The 17250-nt window shown below is 66.8% G+C and carries 15 protein-coding genes; 6 read left to right on the forward strand and 9 right to left on the reverse strand.

Features of this window, described 5'->3' with window-relative positions:
• Positions 1-83: 83 nt before the first annotated feature.
• The gene (locus BJ997_RS12010) at positions 84-716 is read left to right on the forward strand and encodes an O-methyltransferase (protein ID WP_035834826.1); all 633 of its coding nucleotides are present in this window, start codon (positions 84-86) and stop codon (positions 714-716) included.
• A gap of 86 nt (positions 717-802) precedes the next feature.
• Here BJ997_RS12010 and BJ997_RS12015 read toward each other — a convergent pair whose 3' ends face one another.
• The 3 genes from BJ997_RS12015 to dapE form a co-directional block, all read right to left on the reverse strand.
• Complete coding sequence (locus tag BJ997_RS12015) at positions 803-979, reverse strand: DUF3117 domain-containing protein (protein WP_081882276.1); 177 nt, start codon at positions 977-979, stop codon at positions 803-805.
• An 83-nt stretch (positions 980-1062) separates the two neighbouring features.
• Entirely contained in the window at positions 1063-2250 is a 1188-nt protein-coding gene (locus BJ997_RS12020) for a hypothetical protein (RefSeq protein WP_052541879.1), read from the reverse strand.
• Positions 2251-2282: 32 nt separating this feature from the next.
• A complete protein-coding gene (gene dapE, locus BJ997_RS12025) occupies positions 2283-3386 on the reverse strand; it encodes a succinyl-diaminopimelate desuccinylase (RefSeq protein ID WP_035834825.1) in 1104 nt (367 codons plus the stop codon).
• 17 nt (positions 3387-3403) lie between these two features.
• On the opposite strand from dapE, the gene dapD reads away from it, so the two are divergent.
• Together dapD and BJ997_RS12035 are read left to right on the forward strand one after the other, a co-directional pair.
• Positions 3404-4381 (forward strand): 2,3,4,5-tetrahydropyridine-2,6-dicarboxylate N-succinyltransferase, encoded by a 978-nt coding sequence (gene dapD / locus BJ997_RS12030; RefSeq protein WP_035834820.1) that lies wholly within the window; start codon positions 3404-3406, stop codon positions 4379-4381.
• A gap of 65 nt (positions 4382-4446) precedes the next feature.
• Positions 4447-7062, forward strand: coding sequence for a penicillin acylase family protein (locus BJ997_RS12035; RefSeq protein WP_035834819.1), 2616 nt, complete (start codon positions 4447-4449; stop codon positions 7060-7062).
• A 43-nt stretch (positions 7063-7105) separates the two neighbouring features.
• Here the strand turns inward: BJ997_RS12035 and BJ997_RS12040 are convergent, their stop codons facing one another.
• The 4 genes from BJ997_RS12040 to BJ997_RS21535 all read right to left on the reverse strand — a co-directional run bounded on the left by BJ997_RS12040 (position 7106) and on the right by BJ997_RS21535 (position 11128).
• On the reverse strand, positions 7106-8416 hold the full coding sequence (locus BJ997_RS12040) for a citrate synthase (RefSeq protein WP_236628719.1): 1311 nt from the start codon (positions 8414-8416) through the stop codon (positions 7106-7108).
• Positions 8417-8647: 231 nt separating this feature from the next.
• Positions 8648-9748, reverse strand: a complete 1101-nt coding sequence (gene dapC, locus BJ997_RS12045) for a succinyldiaminopimelate transaminase (RefSeq protein ID WP_035834818.1) — start codon at positions 9746-9748, stop codon at positions 8648-8650.
• A gap of 6 nt (positions 9749-9754) precedes the next feature.
• Positions 9755-10078, reverse strand: coding sequence for a ferredoxin (gene fdxA / locus BJ997_RS12050; protein ID WP_035834817.1), 324 nt, complete (start codon positions 10076-10078; stop codon positions 9755-9757).
• A 72-nt stretch (positions 10079-10150) separates the two neighbouring features.
• Positions 10151-11128 (reverse strand): PIG-L deacetylase family protein, encoded by a 978-nt coding sequence (locus BJ997_RS21535; RefSeq protein ID WP_236628707.1) that lies wholly within the window; start codon positions 11126-11128, stop codon positions 10151-10153.
• A 141-nt stretch (positions 11129-11269) separates the two neighbouring features.
• On the opposite strand from BJ997_RS21535, the gene efeU reads away from it, so the two are divergent.
• From efeU to efeB, 3 genes are read left to right on the forward strand one after another with little or no spacing between them, the layout of a single operon-like run.
• Positions 11270-12133, forward strand: a complete 864-nt coding sequence (efeU, locus tag BJ997_RS12060; protein WP_035834864.1) for an iron uptake transporter permease EfeU — start codon at positions 11270-11272, stop codon at positions 12131-12133.
• 36 nt (positions 12134-12169) lie between these two features.
• Positions 12170-13354, forward strand: a complete 1185-nt coding sequence (gene efeO, locus BJ997_RS12065) for an iron uptake system protein EfeO (protein WP_052541877.1) — start codon at positions 12170-12172, stop codon at positions 13352-13354.
• Complete coding sequence (gene efeB, locus BJ997_RS12070; RefSeq protein WP_052541889.1) at positions 13354-14673, forward strand: iron uptake transporter deferrochelatase/peroxidase subunit; 1320 nt, start codon at positions 13354-13356, stop codon at positions 14671-14673. Before efeO ends, efeB begins: the two co-directional genes overlap by 1 nt.
• Before the next feature lie 121 nt (positions 14674-14794).
• On the opposite strand, the gene BJ997_RS12075 is transcribed toward efeB, so the two are convergent.
• Both BJ997_RS12075 and typA read right to left on the reverse strand, forming a co-directional pair.
• Positions 14795-15229: a hypothetical protein gene (locus BJ997_RS12075; protein WP_035834816.1), complete on the reverse strand. Its 435-nt coding sequence runs from the start codon at positions 15227-15229 to the stop codon at positions 14795-14797.
• Between the two features lie 73 nt (positions 15230-15302).
• Positions 15303-17213: a translational GTPase TypA gene (gene typA / locus BJ997_RS12080; RefSeq protein WP_035834815.1), complete on the reverse strand. Its 1911-nt coding sequence runs from the start codon at positions 17211-17213 to the stop codon at positions 15303-15305.
• Positions 17214-17250 lie beyond the last annotated feature (37 nt).

The following is a 17250-nucleotide window of genomic DNA, read 5'->3' on the forward strand; positions in this document are numbered from 1 at the left end:
CCCAGAATATCGCTCGGCGAGGCATCCACCGACCACAGCCACCTCGGCCATAGTCTTGACCTATTCATCAACTGGAGTGAACCGTGTCTGACATTGTATTGAACTGGAAATTCTCCGACGATTCTGTCGTGGAGTCCGAAGCCGTCGCCAAGGCCCGGCAGCAGTCCCTCGAGCTCGGCATCGACGCCATCGCGCCAGCAGTGGGGGCCCAGGCCGCTGTCATCGCGGCCGCGACCGGCGCGCGCAGCATCCTGGAGGTCGGCACGGGCGCCGGAGTCTCCGGCCTGTGGCTGCTTCGCGGCGCACCCGGTGCCATGCTCACCTCGATCGACACCGAGGTCGACCACCTGCAGCATGCGAAGGCGAATTTTCTGGAGGCGAAGGTCCCCGCGAACCGAGTTCGCCTCATCACGGGCAAGGCAGCGGATGTGCTGCCGCGAATGAACGAGAACTCCTACGACATCGTCTTCATCGACGCCGACCCGCAGTCGGTCATCGAGTATGTCGAGCACGGTTTGCGGCTTGCCCGTCCGGGTGGAACCGTTCTCGTGGCGCACGCCCTGTGGCGCGGCCGCGTGGCCGACCCCGCCAAGCGCGACGACGTCGCCACGGGCTTCCGCACCCTGCTCACCGAGATCGGGTCGTCTAACGCCGTAATCAGCGCCCTCTCCCCAGTGGGCGACGGGCTGCTGCAGATCACCAAACTGCGCGCGTAGCGGCATCCGCTCCGCGACAGCGGGTACAAAAACGGCTGCACGCCCCTGTCGCAACAGGGAACGTGCAGCCATTCAGGCAAGTGAGGCTACTTGACTGCGTTCACAACTCCGGCGAGCGCGTCGTGAAGTTCTTTGGCCTCGGCGTCGTTCACGGAGACGACGAGTCGCCCTCCACCTTCGAGCGGTACACGCACGATGATCAGGCGCCCCTCTTTTACAGCCTCCATTGGCCCGTCTCCGGTCCGTGGCTTCATGGCCGCCATGAACTCCCCTTCCATTCGTCTTTGTATATCCATTATCGACCATGGAGGCCCGAGACGTAAATTACGGCACGCTCGATGACGAGTTAAGGCGGCGTCCAGTCCTGGCCGTCGACGCCCCAGCAGATCAGGAGCCAGCCCCACTGGCCGGCGATGCACAGCAGCACGACGCCGATCCGGTAAAGGGGATGCCGCGGCACGGCCACCGCGCCGAGCAGCGGAAACAGCGGCATCAGCAGCCGAAACGTGCTCGACTGTGGAAAGAAGACGGCCAGCAGGTAGAGCGCGTAGCTCGCCGCCCAGAACCGAAGATCTCCACCGAGGCGGCGCACCGCTGGGGTGAACAAGAACAGTGCGAAGGCGATGATCAACGCCACCACGACGACGGGGCCGCCGGTCGCGCCGAGCCACCACGTGCCGCTCTGGAACCAGGCCACGAAGGGAACAAGCTCCTGATAGCCGACGTACGGGGCGCGCCAGGACAACTCCGTGTCGGTGTACGCCGTGATGCTGCCCGTGGCAATCCACGCCGCGATCGGCCAGGCAAGACCCATCACGCCGCTATACACGGCGACAGAGGCCGCGAGAACGCGCTCGCGCATCGGGAACGGATCCTTCGCGCGCGTCACGAACCTGTAGATCACGTGCAGCGACATGGCCAGCGCGAAGGCGAGCCCGCTCGGCCGGGTGAGCGCCATCACTGCGATCACCGGAAACAGCAGCGCGTACCGACGCTCGAGCAGCAGGTACAGCGCGAGCGTCAGGAAGAACAGGTACATCGACTCGGCGTAACCGAACTGCAGCAGGGGCGACAGCGGCGCCACGCAGAACAGCACGACCGAAAACAGCGCTGTGGACGAGTCGAGAACCCGGTTCATCAACCTGTAAAACATCAGCGCCGTCGCGAGGCTGAACGCCACCGAGACGAAAACGGCAACCGGCGCCCACTCCTGACCGCTCACAACCATCAGCAGGCGCGCCACCACCGGGTAGCCGGGCATGAACGCCCACGCGTTCTCGCCGATCTGCCCGGCATCGGTGAGCGGCAGCACGGAGGGGTAGCCGTACAGGGCCACAATGTTGTACCAGCGGCCGTCCCACATGTTCGCAAAGTCAACGTAGCTCGGGCTGGCGCCGGTCCACGCATTCGGGCCCTGCACGCGCGCGAGCACGAGCACGAGGGTGGTCGTGACCACTCGGGAGAGCGCCCAGATCAGGAGCACGCGAGCCCACCACGGCGTGAGCCGGTAGCGCGCCAGAGCGCGCGGCGGCATCCGCTCTACTAGCCGCGCCGACGGGGCACGCTTCACCGAACGGATGCCGCGAGCCACGCCCGCAGGCCGGCCTCGCAGGCGGTGATCTGCTCCACGGCCACGCGCTCGTCGTCGGCGTGTGCCTTGAGCGGGTCGCCCGGACCGTAGTTCACAGCCGGCACACCGAGCGCCGAAAAGCGGGCGACATCGGTCCAGCCGTACTTGGGCATGGCTTCGCCGCCGACGGCGTCGAGAAACTGCCGGGCCAGCGGCGCATCGAGTCCCGGTCGAGCCCCCTCTGCCTTGTCGACGACCAGAACGTCGTAGCCGGCGAAGAGCTCGCGCAGGTGGGCCTCGGCCTCGTCGGCGGTGCGGCTCGGGGCGAACCGGTAGTTCACGTGCACCATGCACTCGTCGGGAATGACGTTACCGGCGACTCCGCCGCTGATGCCGACGGCGTTGAGGCCCTCTCGGTAGACGAGCCCCTCGACCTCAACCTCACGCGGCTGGTAGGCGGCGAGCAGGTCGAGGATGGGTCCGGCCTTGTGGATGGCATTCTCGCCCACCCAGGCGCGCGCGGAGTGGGCGCGCAGCCCGAAGGTGCGCACTTCCACGCGTAGATTGCCGTTGCAGCCGCCCTCAACTCGACTGTTGGTCGGTTCGCCGAGAATCGCGAAGTCGCCCTCGAACAGGTCGGGCCGATTGCGGGCCAGCCGGCCGAGGCCGTTGAGGTCGTCGGAGACCTCCTCGTGGTCGTACCACATCCAGGTGAGGTCGACTCCTGGCTCGGTGAGTTCGGCGGCGAGCTTGAGCTGCACAGCCACGCCGGCCTTCATGTCCACGGTGCCGCGGCCCCAGAGGTAGTCGACGCCGTCGATCGTCTCGAAGCGAGTGGGCAGGTTGTCGTTAAGCGGCACGGTGTCGATGTGGCCTGCGATCACGACCCGCTGGGCGCGGCCGAGGTTCGTGCGGGCCACCACGGTGTCGCCGTCGCGGATGATCTCGAGGTGCTCATAGCCGCCGAGCGCGTGCTCGATCGCGTCGGCGAGGACCGTCTCGTTGCCAGACACCGACTCAATGTCGCAGATCTGACGGGTGAGGTCGATGGAGGATCCGACGAGGTTCAGGGGCGCGAGTTTCGAGGCTGTAGGAGGCACCCTACTAATCTAGAGGAATGGGTAATGCTGTTTCTTCTGAGTCTTCGTCCGCACAGGCCTGGGGCTACGGCCTCGCCACGATCGCGTCGGACGGGACCGTGCTCGACACCTGGTTTCCCTCCCCCACGCTCGGCGAGCTGCCGGCCAACCGCGACCGCTGGATCATGCCGGCTGAGTTGAGCGAGGCCGCCGGCCCCGACGACCGCCGCGCGGTGCGCCTCGAGGCCGTCACCGTGGAGATCGACCTGCAGGCGCCTGTCGCCGGCACCTCGGACGCCTACCTGCGCCTGCACCTGCTGTCCCACCTGCTCGTGGCACCGAACAGCATCAACCTCGACGGCATCTTTGGCCACCTGCCCTCTGTGGTGTGGACGAACGCCGGCCCCATGCTCCCCGCCGACTTCGCCCGCCTGCGCCCCTCGCTGCAGCGGGCCGGCATCCAGGCCAGCGGCCTCGACAAGTTCCCTCCACTGCTGGACTACGTGATGCCGGTCGGCGTGCGGATAGCGGATGCCTCGCGCGTTCGCCTGGGCGCCCACCTGGCCCCCGGCACCACGGTGATGCACGAGGGCTTCGTTAACTTCAACGCCGGCACGCTCGGCTCGTCCATGGTCGAGGGACGCATCTCCCAGGGCGTCGTGGTGGGCGAGGGCTCCGACATCGGCGGCGGCGCCTCCATCATGGGCACGCTCTCCGGCGGCGGCACGCAGCGCGTGTCGATCGGCGCCCGCGCCCTGCTCGGCGCCAACTCGGGCGTGGGCATCGCGATCGGCGATGACACCGTGGTGGAGGCCGGCCTGTACGTGACGGCCGGCACGAAGGTCGTTCTGGTGGGTTCGCCCGTCGGCAACGACGGCACGGCCCGCACTGTGAAGGCCGTCGAGCTGAGCGGCGTGCCTAACCTGCTGTTCCGCCGCAATTCCATTTCCGGCGCCGTCGAGGTGCTCGCCCGCACCGGCACCGGCATCGTGCTCAACGAGGCGCTGCACGCGTAACCGTTACCCCCGCGGCATCCGCTTACCGGTAGCATCCGGAATACAGACAATCACGAGGGAGTGATGTGGGCACCGACGCACCCAGAAGCAAACGACACCGCAGGCTGAGCCGCCTGTTTGCCGCTCTGGGCGTGCTGCTCACCCTCGCCCTGATCGCATCGGGCGTCGGCGTATGGACAGTGCACCGGTCGTTCCCGATGCTCGCCGGGGAGATAGCCATTCCGGGGCTCGAGTCGCAGGTCACCGTCATGCGCGACGAGGCAGGCATCCCCTCGATCACGGCGAAGACCTCCGGCGACCTGTTTCTGGCCCAGGGCTACGTGCACGCGCAGGATCGTTTCTGGGAGATGGATTTTCGTCGTCACGTGACGGCCGGCCGGCTGTCGGAGCTGTTCGGCGACAGCCAGGTGGGTACCGACACGTTCGTGCGCACGCTCGGCTGGCGTGCGGTCGCCGAGGCCGAGGTAGCGTTGCTGGACCCTGAGACCCTCGGCTACTTTCAGGCGTACGCCGACGGCGTAAACGCCTACCTCGACACCCATCGGGGCGCCGGCCTCTCGCTTGAATACGCCGTGCTGGCCCTGCAGAACCCCGGGTACGAGCCGGAACCGTGGACGCCGGCCGACTCGGTGGCCTGGCTGAAGGCGATGGCCTGGGACCTGCGCTCCAACCTCGTCGACGAGATCGACCGCGCGCTGCTCACGACCGACTACACGCCCGCCGAGATCGCCGAGCTGCATCCGGCCTACCCCTATGCCACCCATCCCACGATCACGGACGGCCCTCCCGCGGCCGACACGGGCGCTGCGACGGCCGCGCCTGCGTCAGCGGATGCGGCGAGGCCGGCCGCCGAGGTCCCGGTCACCTCGGCCGCGTACCGCGACGCCCTCTCGTCTCTGCGCACCTCCCTCGCGTCGGTTCCCGAGCTGCTCGGCCCGGCGGGCGGCGACATCGGCTCCAACTCCTGGGTTGTCTCCGGTGCGCTCACCGACACCGGCGCACCGCTGCTGGCCAACGATCCGCATCTCGGGCCGGCGCTGCCGTCGGTCTGGTACCAGGTGGGGCTGCGCTGCAGCACGGTCAGCGCGGAGTGCCCCTTCGACGTGGCCGGCTACAGCTTCTCCGGGCTGCCCGGCGTGGTGATCGGCCACAACTCCCGCATCGCCTGGGGCTTCACCAACCTCGCCCCGGACGTCGCCGACCTCTACGTGGAGAAGGTGACCGGGGACACCTACGAGTACGACGGCGTGGCGAAGCCGCTCCTCGTGCGCAGTGAGAAGATCACCGTGGCCGGTGGGGCCGCTGTGAAGATCACGATCCGCTCCACCGATCACGGCCCGATCGTGAGCGGCCTCACCGGAACCGAGTTTCCCGCCATCGCGAGCGATTACCCGGCCGCCGCCGATATGCCGCCACAGGCCGAGCCAGCGGATGCCGCCACCCCCGCCACCACGTACGAGCTATCCCTGCAGTGGACGGCCCTCAGTCCCGGCCGCACGGCATCCGCCATCTTCGCGCTCAATCGCGCGAGCAACTGGGACAGCTTCCGGGCGGCTGCTGCGAACTTCGACGTGCCATCGCAGAACCTGGTCTACGCCGATGTGGACGGCAACATTGGCTACCAGGCCCCCGGGGTCGTGCCGATCCGCACCACCGGTGACGGCACGGTGCCCGTTCCGGGATGGACGAGCGAGTACGGCTGGAACGGGTACATCCCCTTCGATGCGCTGCCGCAGGTCTTCAATCCACCGAGCGGCTACATTGTGGCGGCGAACAACGCGGCCGTTGGCTCCGAGTACCCCTACCTGATTACGGCAGATTGGGACCTCGGCTACCGTGCCGCCCAGATCACGAAGCGCCTCACCACCCAGATCGCGGCCGGCACCCCGCTCACGAGCGCGGCGATGAGCGAGATCCAGGCGGACGACTTCAGCGCGATCGCCGAGGAGCTGGTACCGGCCCTGCAGGCCGTCACCGTGACCGGCAAGGCCCTCGAAGCGCAGAAGCTGTTCGAGGGCTGGGACTACACGGTCGGGGCCGACAGCGCGGCCGCCGGCTACTTCAACATCGTCTGGCACACGCTGTTGGCAGAAATGTTTGATGCCAAGCTTCCCGACGGCGCCGGCATGACGGGAGGAGACCGATCGTTCGCCGTGGTGACGAACCTGCTCGCCCAGCCGGATTCGCCGTGGTGGGCCAACGAGCGTACCGGAACGGTCGGGCAGACGAAGATGCTCGCCCGGGTGCTCGAGGAGGCTGCGAACGAGGGGGTCGACCGGATGGGATCTGACACTGCCGAGTGGCAGTGGGGCCGCATCCACACGCTCACACTCACCAACCAGAGCCTCGGAGAATCGGGCGTGGCCCCGATCGAGTGGTTGTTCAACCGAGGGCCGTACCGACTCGGCGGCGGATCGGCGGTCGTGAACGCCAACGGCTCTGATGCCACCGTGTCCGGATACGCCGTCGACTGGGTGCCGTCCATGCGGCAGGTGATCGACCTGGGCGACTTCGACAGGTCCACGTGGATCAACCTCACCGGGGCATCCGGTCACGCGTTCCATCCGAACTATGTCGACCAGGCGCCGCTCTGGCAAAACCACGAGACCCGACCGTGGCTCTTCACACCCGCCGCGCTCACGACCGCCGCCACCGACACCCTCACGCTGTCGCCGGGTTAACGCACGAATCGCCCTGCCCGCAGGGCGATTCGTTGAAATTGACTTAGCGCTGCGGGAAGTCCCGCGCGCCGGACCCCACGTACAGCTGCTGTGGGCGACCGATTTTGGTGGCCGGGTCTTCGTTCATCTCGCGCCAGTGCGCCACCCAGCCGGGCAGGCGCCCAATCGCGAACAGCACCGTAAACATGCGGGTGGGGAAGCCCATGGCCTTGTAGATCACGCCGGTGTAGAAGTCGACGTTGGGGTAGAGCTTGCGCTCCTTGAAGTAGTCGTCGCTGAGCGCGAGGTGTTCGAGTTCCTGTGCGATGTCGAGCAGGTCGTCCTTGATACCGAGGGCGGCGAGTACTTCGTGGGCGCTCTCCTTCACGAGGGTGGCGCGCGGGTCGAAATTCTTGTAGACCCGGTGGCCGAAGCCCATGAGCTTCACGCCCTGTTCCTTGTTCTTCACACGCTCAACGTACTTTTCGACGCCTTCGCCGGAAGCCTTGATCTCGCCGAGCATCTTGAGCACGGCCTCGTTCGCGCCACCGTGCAGCGGGCCGAAGAGGGCGTTGATTCCGGAGGAGACCGACGCGAACAGGTTCGCCTCCGTGGAGCCGACGAGGCGCACCGTGGAAGTGGACGCGTTCTGCTCGTGGTCTTCGTGCAGCATGAGCAGGCGCTCGAGCGCCTGGCTCACGACGGGGTTGACCTCGTACGGCTCGGCGAGGTTACCGAAGTTGAGCTTGAGGAAATTGTCGACGAAGCTCAGCGAGTTGTCGGGGTACAGGAAGGCCTGGCCGATGCTCTTCTTGTGGGCGTAGGCGGCCATCACGGGAAGCTTGGCGAGCAGGCGGATCGTGGAAATCTCGACCTGCTCCGGGTCCTTCGGATCGAGTGAATCCTGGTAGAACGTCGACAACGCAGACACGCCGGAGGCCAGCACGCTCATCGGGTGGGCCTTGTGCGGCAGAGAATCGAAGAAGCGACGCATGTCTTCGTGCAGAAGGGTGTGGTGACGGATGCGGTCGTCGAAGTTCTCGAGTTCGAGCTGCGTGGGCAGCTCGCCGTAGATGAGAAGCCAGGCCGTCTCGAGGAAGCTCGAGTTCTTGGCGATCTGCTCGATGGGATACCCGCGATAGCGCAGGATGCCCTGCTCGCCGTCAATGTAGGTGATCGCGGAGCGGGTGGCCGCCGTGTTCACGAACCCGTAGTCGATCGTGGTGAGGCTGGTCTTCTTGGTCAGCGTCGAGATGTCGATGCTCGAAGCGCCATCGGAGCTCGACACGATGGGAAACTCCGCCGTGCCCCCCGGGTAGGTAAGAGTGGCCGTCTGCGGTTCCACAACAGCTGCGTGCTGTGGTTCGCTGGATATCGTTTGCTGCGCGACGTTGGTCACGGAGCCTCCCTGAGTCTCGCTGCGTATGGTGCCGGGCGTTCGCCACGGCATATATATGCGCCCGGCAAACTCGTTCCGACTACAGCCTAAAGGGCGGGGCCGCCTACTGTTGCATCCGCTAAGAGTTCGGGTGTTTCGTTATCGATGTTCCACAGGCCCGTGTGCAAGGGGTGGAACGGGGCGTGTCCGCACCCCGCCCACGCGGCATCAGCCGCGCAAGCGTGCGGCCGCTGCGGCGATGCGCTCGTCGGTCGCGGTGAGGGAAAAGCGCACGTGATCGGCGAAGAAATCGCCGTAGAACGGACCGGGGCCGGCGAGGATTCCGAGGTCGGCGAGCTTCGCAATCGATTCCCAGGCGGGCCGGCCCTCTGTCGCCCAGAGGTAGAGCCCGGCCTCACTTCGGTCGATGCGGAAGCCGGCACCTTCGAGCGCGGGCTTGAGCGTTGCCCGGCGGGCCCTGTAGCGTTCACGCTGCACTGATACGTGCTCGTCGTCGCCGAGGGCGGCGATCATGGCCGCCTGAAGGGGCGCCGGCAACATCAGCCCCGCGTGTTTGCGCACCGTGAGCAAGCGCGCCAGCACGTCCGCGTCACCGGCAGCGAAAGCGGCCCGGTATCCGGCCATGTTCGACTGCTTGCTAAGGGAGTAGATCGCGATCACATTGGCGAGCGATCCGTCGATCACGCGCGGGTCGAGGATGCTGGGGATCGACTCGGTGTCCCAGGGGGCGTCCCAGCCCAGCTCGGCATAGCACTCGTCACTCACGATCACGGCACGGAGTTCGCGGGCGCGTGCCACGGCCGCACGAAGTTCGTCGATGGACAGCACTCTGCCGTCGGGATTGCCCGGGCTGTTCAACCAGATCAGCCTGGTGCTTTCCGGCCAGTCGGTGGGATCATCGGAGGCCAGCGCAGCGGCCCCCGCGATGCCGGCCCCGATCGCGTAGGTGGGATAGGCGGCACGCGGGTGCACAATGGTGTCGCCCTCGCCCAGGCCGATCATGAAGGGCAGGAGGGCTACGAGCTCCTTCGAGCCGATCGTGGGGAGCACGTTCTTCTCGGTGAGGTTCGTCACTCCGCGACGGCGCGCGTACCACGCCACGATGGCCCGTTGCAGCTCGGGCGTGCCGGCGGTTTGCGGGTAGGCGTGAGCATCCGTTGCCCGGGCGAGAGCCTCGCGGATCACGGCAGGCGTCTCATCGGCCGGTGACCCTATAGATAGGTCGACGATGCCGTCCGGATGCGCCTTGGCACGCGCCATGAAGGGAACCATCTGGTCCCACGGATAGTCGGGCAGCGGCTTCAGCACGAGGAGCTAGTGCTGAACCTGGGGAGGCAGCACCGAGATGACCGGGTGGTCCTTGGCGAGCACGCCGACCTTGGCCGCTCCTCCTGGGGAGCCGATGTCGTCGAAGAATTCGACGTTGGCCTTGTAGTAGTCGGCCCACTGCTCGGGCAGGTCGTCTTCGTAGTAGATGGCCTCGACCGGGCAGACCGGTTCGCAGGCGCCGCAGTCGACGCACTCGTCGGGGTGGATGTAGAGCGAGCGCTCGCCCTCGTAGATGCAATCGACCGGGCATTCGTCGATGCAGGCACGGTCTTTCACGTCGACGCACGGCAAGGCAATCACATACGTCACTTGATTTAGTTCCCTTCGAGAGCAGGCTTTCATTCTACGCCGGTTCGACCTTCCGGCCGATTCAGCGGATGCTCACCTCCGGGTCGGGATTTTCGGCCAGGCCAGCACCAACGCGGCCACGAGGGCCGGAACGACGGTCCACAGCGTTCCCGTGAGGCCGGCCGGAACCAGCACAGACCCCCCGGCCCCGCGCAGGGAGAGCAGAAAGATCGTGATGAGCAGCCCGGTCGCGGCCAGGAGCGCGACAGTGCGATTTCCGAGCACGAGACGCAGGCCCACGAGCAGGGCGCTGACCGCCACGAGGGCGAGGATCAGCCCGACCGGGATGGTAACGGGACCGATCACCGCGGCGGACTGGTGCGCGAGGGTGCCCAGCACACCGAAGGTCACGCCGGCGAGCACACCGAGGACGCCGGCGAGCACGCGGTTCAGCATCGTGGTCGGCACCTCGGCGGCCTGCAGGGTGCGCGGCGGGTCGAGGCGGGCAAAGGCCTCCGACCCGGAGACCGGCGCCGTCGGCCCTCCCGCCACGGTCACGGCCGTCCCCTCGACCTGCCACCGCGACGGAAAGTGCGCGAGCGCCCGCAGCTTCTGCTCAAGGTGGTCGCTCACGTCGATCGCCACGAGCCGCTGCACGGCAGCGTCCGCCACTCGTCGGCACAGGAAGACCGGCAGGCGGGCGGCGTGCGCTGCAGCCGTCGCATCGAGTCGCAGCGCGTCACTCACAGTGCCGATCACGACTGCCGTCGCCCATTCCTCGGCCAGCGCTTCCGTGAGCGCGTCGGCGAGGCCGCGCTCCGCAGCGGATGCCGCTGGCAGCCCGCGCCACCGAGTCACTCCGAGTTCGCCCAGCGCGGCTGTCACCGTCGCACCGACGGCAGGCGCGAGGCTTCCGTCTGACTCGGCATCCGCTTCATAGAGCACGAGCGAGGTCGCCCCGTCGCCGTTCAGGCGAGCGATGGTGCCTCCGGTCAGCCAGGATTCGTCGCCGGGGTGACCGTGCACGAACACGATGCTTTCGCCGCTGCCGGACATGACCATGGGACCCACTGCACTTCCTGTGAAAGATACATTCACCTCACAGAATCATAACTAGACATGGGCGGGTTCACCGGTCTAGAGTCGGGAAAGGTAAGGTTAGCCTTACCAAAATCTTTGTCTCTCTCGCCTCTCTATTTTTTTGGACGTGACGTGCTCGGTAACTACCTGATCGGTTTGCGCGAAGGGCTCGAAGCCGCCCTGATCGTGACCATTCTCATTGCCTACATCGTCAAAATCGACCGAAAAGACGTGCTGCCGCGTATCTGGCTCGGCGTTGGCCTGGCCGTGCTGCTGGCCCTCGGCATCGGCGCGCTTCTCACCTTCGGCACCTACGGCCTGTCGTTCACGGCGCAGGAAATCATCGGGGGCGTTCTCTCCATCATCGCCACCGCGCTCGTGACGTGGATGGTGTTTTGGATGCTGCGCACCGCACGAGACCTCAAGGGTCACCTGCAGGGCAACATCGACAGGCACCTCGTGGGCTCGGGCATCGGCCTCGTTCTCGTGGCGTTCCTGGCCGTGGGCCGCGAAGGCATCGAGACGGCAGTCTTCCTCTGGGCGGCCGTGCAGGCGAGCGGGTCCAACGCCCTTCCGCTCCTCGGCGCGGGGCTCGGCATCCTCACCGCCATTGCCCTCGGCTGGTTGATCTACTCCGGCATGCTGCGCATCAACCTGTCCCGCTTCTTCACCTGGACCGGCGCGATTCTCATCGTCGTCGCCGCCGGCGTGCTGTCCTACGGAGTGCACGACCTGCAGGAGGCCGGCGTGCTGCCGGGACTGAACAGCCTCGCGTTCAACGTGAGCGCGGCGGTGCCGCCGGGCAGTTGGTATGGCACGCTGCTCAAGGGCACACTCAACTTCTCTCCCGCCACCACCTGGCTCGAGTTGACGGCCTGGCTCGGCTACGTCCTGCCCACCCTCACTCTCTTCATCGTGAAGAGCCGGCGAGGACGCGCGCAGCGCGTTGCCGCACCGGTGCCGGCACCGGCGCCGGCCCCCGTTCTCGCCCACTGATCGCTCCCACAGCCCTCCCCGTCTCGAAGGATTCCCATGCGCGCCCGTGCCCCCCGCAACGCCCTGAACTTCACCGCGCTTTGCGCCCTCGGTGCCGTCGCGGCCCTCGCCCTGAGCGGATGCGTCGCCAACGCACCGAAGACCACCCACGAGAAACTCACGGTCGACAGCTCGGCGACCGATTGCACGGTCTCGGCCGACACCGCGCCCGCCGGAACGGTGAGCTTCACGGTGACGAACTCCGGTGACGAGGTCACCGAGTTCTACCTGCTCGGCGAGGATGGCCTCACCATCAAGGGAGAGGCCGAGAACATCGGTCCTGGCCTGAGCCGCGAGCTCGTCGTGCAGATCTCGGCCGGCAGCTACTTCACGGCCTGCAAGCCGGGGATGACCGGAGACGGCGTGGGCAAGGCCGAATTCACGGTGACGAAGTCCGACGCCGCAGCGAAGCCGAACGCCGACCTCGCGGCCCAGATCGACACGGCCAACACAAACTACGCTTCCTATGTGAAAGACCAGGTCGACCAGCTCGCCACGGGAACGGACGCCTTCACCGCCGCCTACGTGGCGGGTGACGATGACGCCGCACGCGCCCTCTACGCCCCGACCCGGGCACACTGGGAGCGCGTGGAGACTATCGCGGAGTCCTTCGGCGACCTCGACCCGAAGCTCGACCTGCGCGAAGCCGACCTCGAAGAGGGCCAGGAATGGACGGGCTGGCACGCCATCGAGAAAGACCTCTGGCCTGCGGAAGCCGAGGCCGGCTTCGCCGCGTACACTTCGGAGAAGCGCCAACACCTCACTGGTCTTCTCGTGGCCGACACGGCCACTCTTAAGGAGAAGGTGCAGGGCCTGTCCTTCACGCTGTCACAGCAGACCAACGGCGCGATCGGCCTGCTCGACGAGGTCGCCTCCGGCAAGGTCACGGGCGAGGAGGAATTCTGGTCGCACACCGATCTCTGGGACTTCCAAGCCAACGTCGACGGCGCGGCGGTGCTGTATGCCGGCGTGCGCGACCTACTCGTGCAGGAAGATCCCGACCTGGCCCAGTCTCTCGACAGCGAGTTCGCCGCCCTGCAGGTGCTGCTCGATGCCCAGCGAATCGGCGACGGCTTCACCCTCTACACCGACCTCACGCCCGCCAAGATCCGGGCCCTAGCCGACCAGGTGAATGCGCTCGGCGAGCCGCTCAACCAGCTCACGTCCGCGCTCGTGCTGTGATCCTCCGCAAGAAGAAGCCCGCTGCCGGAGCGCCTGAACCCCAGTCGGAACCCACCCCGACCCGCGGCCTGACCAGGCGCGGACTGCTGGGCCTGGCGGGTGCAGGCGCGGCGGGAATCGGCCTGGGCGTCGCGGGCGACCGCGTCGTGGCCACGGCGGTGGGGGCATCCGTTTCGGATGATTCCGCCCAGTACCCCTTCTACGGCAACCACCAGGCCGGCATCGTGACGCCGGCGCAGGACCGCCTTCACTTCGCCGCATTCGACATGGCCGCCGGCGCCACCCGCGCCGACCTGATCGACCTGCTCCGCGACTGGAGCGTCGCCGCGGCCGCGCTCACCGCCGGGCGCGACGTGGGCGAGTTCGGGGCGGTCAGCGGCCCCTACGACGCTCCGCCGCAGGACACCGGGGAGGCGCAGGGCCTGCCGCCGGCCGGGCTGACCATCACCTTCGGCTTCGGCCCGTCGCTGTTCGAAACAGCGGATGCCGTGGACCGCTTCGGCATCGCGGCCCGTCGTCCCGCAGACCTCACGCGGCTCCCGCATTTTCCCGGCGATGCCCTCGAAGACGCGTTCAGCGACGGCGACCTGTGCATCCAGGCCTGCGCGAACGATCCGCAGGTGGCCGTGCACGCCATCCGCAACCTCTCCCGCATCGCGTTCGGCCGCGCCGTCATCCGCTGGTCACAGCTGGGTTTCGGACGCACCTCGAGCACGAGCACAACGCAGTCCACGCCGCGCAACCTGTTCGGCTTCAAAGACGGCACGGCGAACATCAAGGCCGAGCAGCCGGCCGTCGTAAACGAGCACGTCTGGGTGCCCTCAGGCAGCGACCAGTCCTGGCTCGCCGGCGGCTCCTATCTCGTGGCGCGGCGCATCCGCATGACGATTGAGACCTGGGACCGCACGATCATGCGGGAGCAGGAGACCGTCTTCGGCCGTACCAAGGGCGAGGGTGCGCCCCTGTCTGGCGGCACGGAGTTCACCGAACCCGACTTCGATCTGACGGGTGGCGAGGGCGAACCCCTGATCGCCGCGGCCTCACACGTGAGGCTAGCCCACCCGGCCCAGAACGCCGGCGCCCAGCTGTTGCGCCGCGGGTACAACTTCGTTGACGGCAATGACGACCTCGGCCGTCTGGAAGCCGGGCTGTTCTTCATCAGCTTCCAGCGTGCTCCGAAGCAGTTCACCACGGTGCAGCTGAACCTCGCCAAGCACGACAGCATGAACGAGTACGTGCGGCACGTGGGCAGCGCCCTCTTCGTGGTGCCGGCCGGCGCCCGCGCCGGGAGCTATGTCGGCGCCCCGCTCTTCTCCTGACCGCCACGCCCCCCTACCGCACGGGGCCCGGGCCCCGAACTACGGCCCAGTCTATGAACTGGGCCCAGGTTCATAAAGTGGGCCCGGCTTCCGCCCCGGGTTGGCGCCCCGCCCGACTCGACTAGAGCGGCGTGACCGTGTAGAGGATGCCGTCGCTGTTGGCGACCACGACCACGCGGTAGGTGTCGTTCTTCATGGCGACGACGCCGGAGCTCTCACTGGAGGCGCTCTTGTCGGCCACGAAGCCGGCGCCTTCCAGTTGGGTGCGCGCGTCGGCAAGCGGATCCGTCGAGGTCGCGTCGATCGTGACGACCCACCCCTGCTTGTCACTCGTTGATGTGCCGGCCCCGAAGAGGATCGTGCCGTCGATCACGGGAACCTCGCTCGGCCAGCCCGCGGGAAGCTGCCCACCGAGACTCACGTTACCGCCCGTCGCATCGGTCACGGCGGTGTTCACCGCGCCGCCGACGGCATCACAGCCAGCCAACAGGGGAACGAAGCCGAGCGCCGCGATCAGGGCAAGAGTTACCGTCCGGACCCGGGGTGATGTCGTCATGAGTTCATTGTCCCCCGAAACACGAGAACCCGCAGCCGGTGGCTGCGGGTTCTCGTGGTGAGGCGGGTGCGGTTTAGTTGCCGTCCATCTTCTTGACGCGCGAGACCTGGCGCGAGCGAGCCGCGGCGGTCAGCTCGACCTTGCGGATGCGCACTGCGGCGGGGGTGACCTCGACGCACTCGTCTTCACGGGCGAATTCGAGGCACTGCTCGAGCGAGAGAACCTTGGGCGGCGTCATCGACTCGAACGTGTCGGAGCTGGACTGACGCATGTTGGTCAGTTTCTTTTCCTTGGTGATGTTCACGTCCATGTCGTCGGCGCGCGAGTTCTCGCCGATGACCATGCCTTCGTAGACCTCGGAGGTAGGCTGCACGAAGAACGACATGCGCTCCTGCAGGTTGATGATCGCGAACGGGGTGACCGCACCAGAACGGTCGGCCACGATGGAACCGTTCGTGCGGGTGTTGATCGTACCGGCCCAGGGCTCGTAGCCGTGCAGGATCGCGTTGGCGATACCGGTACCGCGGGTGTCCGTGAGGAACTGGGTACGGAAGCCGATCAGGCCGCGCGACGGAACGATGAATTCCATGCGAACCCAGCCGGTGCCATGGTTCGCCATGTTTTCCATGCGACCCTTGCGAGCGGCGAGCAGCTGCGTGATCGCACCGAGGTACTCCTCGGGTGCGTCGATGGTGAGGTGCTCGAAGGGCTCGTGCACCTTTCCGTCGATGCGCTTCACAACCACCTGCGGCTTGCCGACGGTAAGCTCGAAGCCTTCGCGGCGCATCTGCTCGACCAGGATGGCGAGGGCCAGTTCTCCACGGCCCTGCACCTCCCAGGCGTCCGGGCGTCCGATGTCGACGACCTTGAGCGAGACGTTACCGACGAGCTCACGGTCCAGGCGGTCCTTCACCATGCGGGCGGTGAGCTTGTGGCCGCGGATCTTGCCCATGAGCGGCGAGGTGTTGGTTCCGATGGTCATCGAGATGGCCGGGTCGTCGACCGTGATGGTCGGCAGGGGGCGCACGTCGTCGGGGTCGGCGAGGGTCTCACCGATGGTGATGTTGTCGATACCGGCAACGGCCACGATGTCGCCGGGGCCGGCGCTCTCGGTCGGGTAGCGGTCGAGAGCCTTGGTGATCAGCAGCTCGGTGATCTTCACGTTGGAGACGGTGCCGTCCTGCTGCACCCAGGCCACGGTCTGGCCCTTCTTGATGGTGCCCTGGAAGATGCGCAGCAGTGCGAGGCGGCCGAGGAACGGCGAGGCGTCGAGGTTGGTGACGTGCGCCTGGAGGGGGTGCTCGTCATCGTACGTCGGTGCCGGGATGTGCTTGAGAATCGCGTCGAAGAGCGGCTCAAGGTCGTCGTTGTCGGGCAGCGTGCCGTCGTCGGGCTTGTTCCAGCTCGCGGCGCCGTTGCGGCCTGACGCGTAGACGACGGGTACGTCGAGCACGGCGTCGAGGTCGAGGTCAGGGAAGTCGTCGGCCATGTCGCTCGCGAGACCGATGAGCAGGTCCTGGCTCTCGGCCACAACCTCGTCGATGCGCGCGTCGGGACGGTCGGTCTTGTTGACCAGCAGGATGACGGGCAGCTTGGCTTCAAGCGCCTTGCGCAGCACAAATCGCGTCTGCGGCAGCGGGCCCTCGCTCGCGTCCACGAGGAGAACGACACCGTCGACCATGGACAGGCCGCGCTCGACCTCGCCACCGAAGTCGGCGTGGCCGGGGGTGTCGATCACGTTGATCGTGATGGGACCCTCGTGGGCGTGGATGCCCTTATACGAAACCGCCGTGTTCTTGGCGAGAATCGTGATGCCCTTTTCGCGCTCGAGCTCGTTCGAGTCCATGGCGCGCTCTTCGACCTTGGCATGGTCGGAAAACGAGTCAGTCTGCTTGAGCATCGCGTCGACCAGCGTCGTCTTGCCGTGGTCAACGTGAGCGACGATGGCAACATTTCGGAGGTTATTGCGCGTGGCAATCGCCATAAAAGTAGATCCTTACGAAGAATGAATGCCGCAGAGT

The sequence above is a fragment of the Cryobacterium roopkundense genome (assembly GCF_014200405.1).
In the GTDB taxonomy this organism is placed as follows: Bacteria; Actinomycetota; Actinomycetes; order Actinomycetales; family Microbacteriaceae; genus Cryobacterium; species Cryobacterium roopkundense.

Excerpts from the sequence above, each read along its gene's own strand:
- BJ997_RS12015 (WP_081882276.1), bottom strand. The coding sequence starts at position 979 with ATGGCGGCCATGAAGCCACGGACCGGAGACGGGCCAATGGAGGCTGTA.
- BJ997_RS12075 (WP_035834816.1), bottom strand. The coding sequence starts at position 15,229 with ATGACGACATCACCCCGGGTCCGGACGGTAACTCTTGCCCTGATCGCG.
- typA (WP_035834815.1), bottom strand. The coding sequence starts at position 17,213 with ATGGCGATTGCCACGCGCAATAACCTCCGAAATGTTGCCATCGTCGCT.
- efeO (WP_052541877.1), top strand. The coding sequence starts at position 12,170 with ATGCGCGCCCGTGCCCCCCGCAACGCCCTGAACTTCACCGCGCTTTGC.
- dapD (WP_035834820.1), top strand. The coding sequence starts at position 3,404 with ATGGGTAATGCTGTTTCTTCTGAGTCTTCGTCCGCACAGGCCTGGGGC.
- BJ997_RS12020 (WP_052541879.1), bottom strand. The coding sequence starts at position 2,250 with ATGCCGCCGCGCGCTCTGGCGCGCTACCGGCTCACGCCGTGGTGGGCT.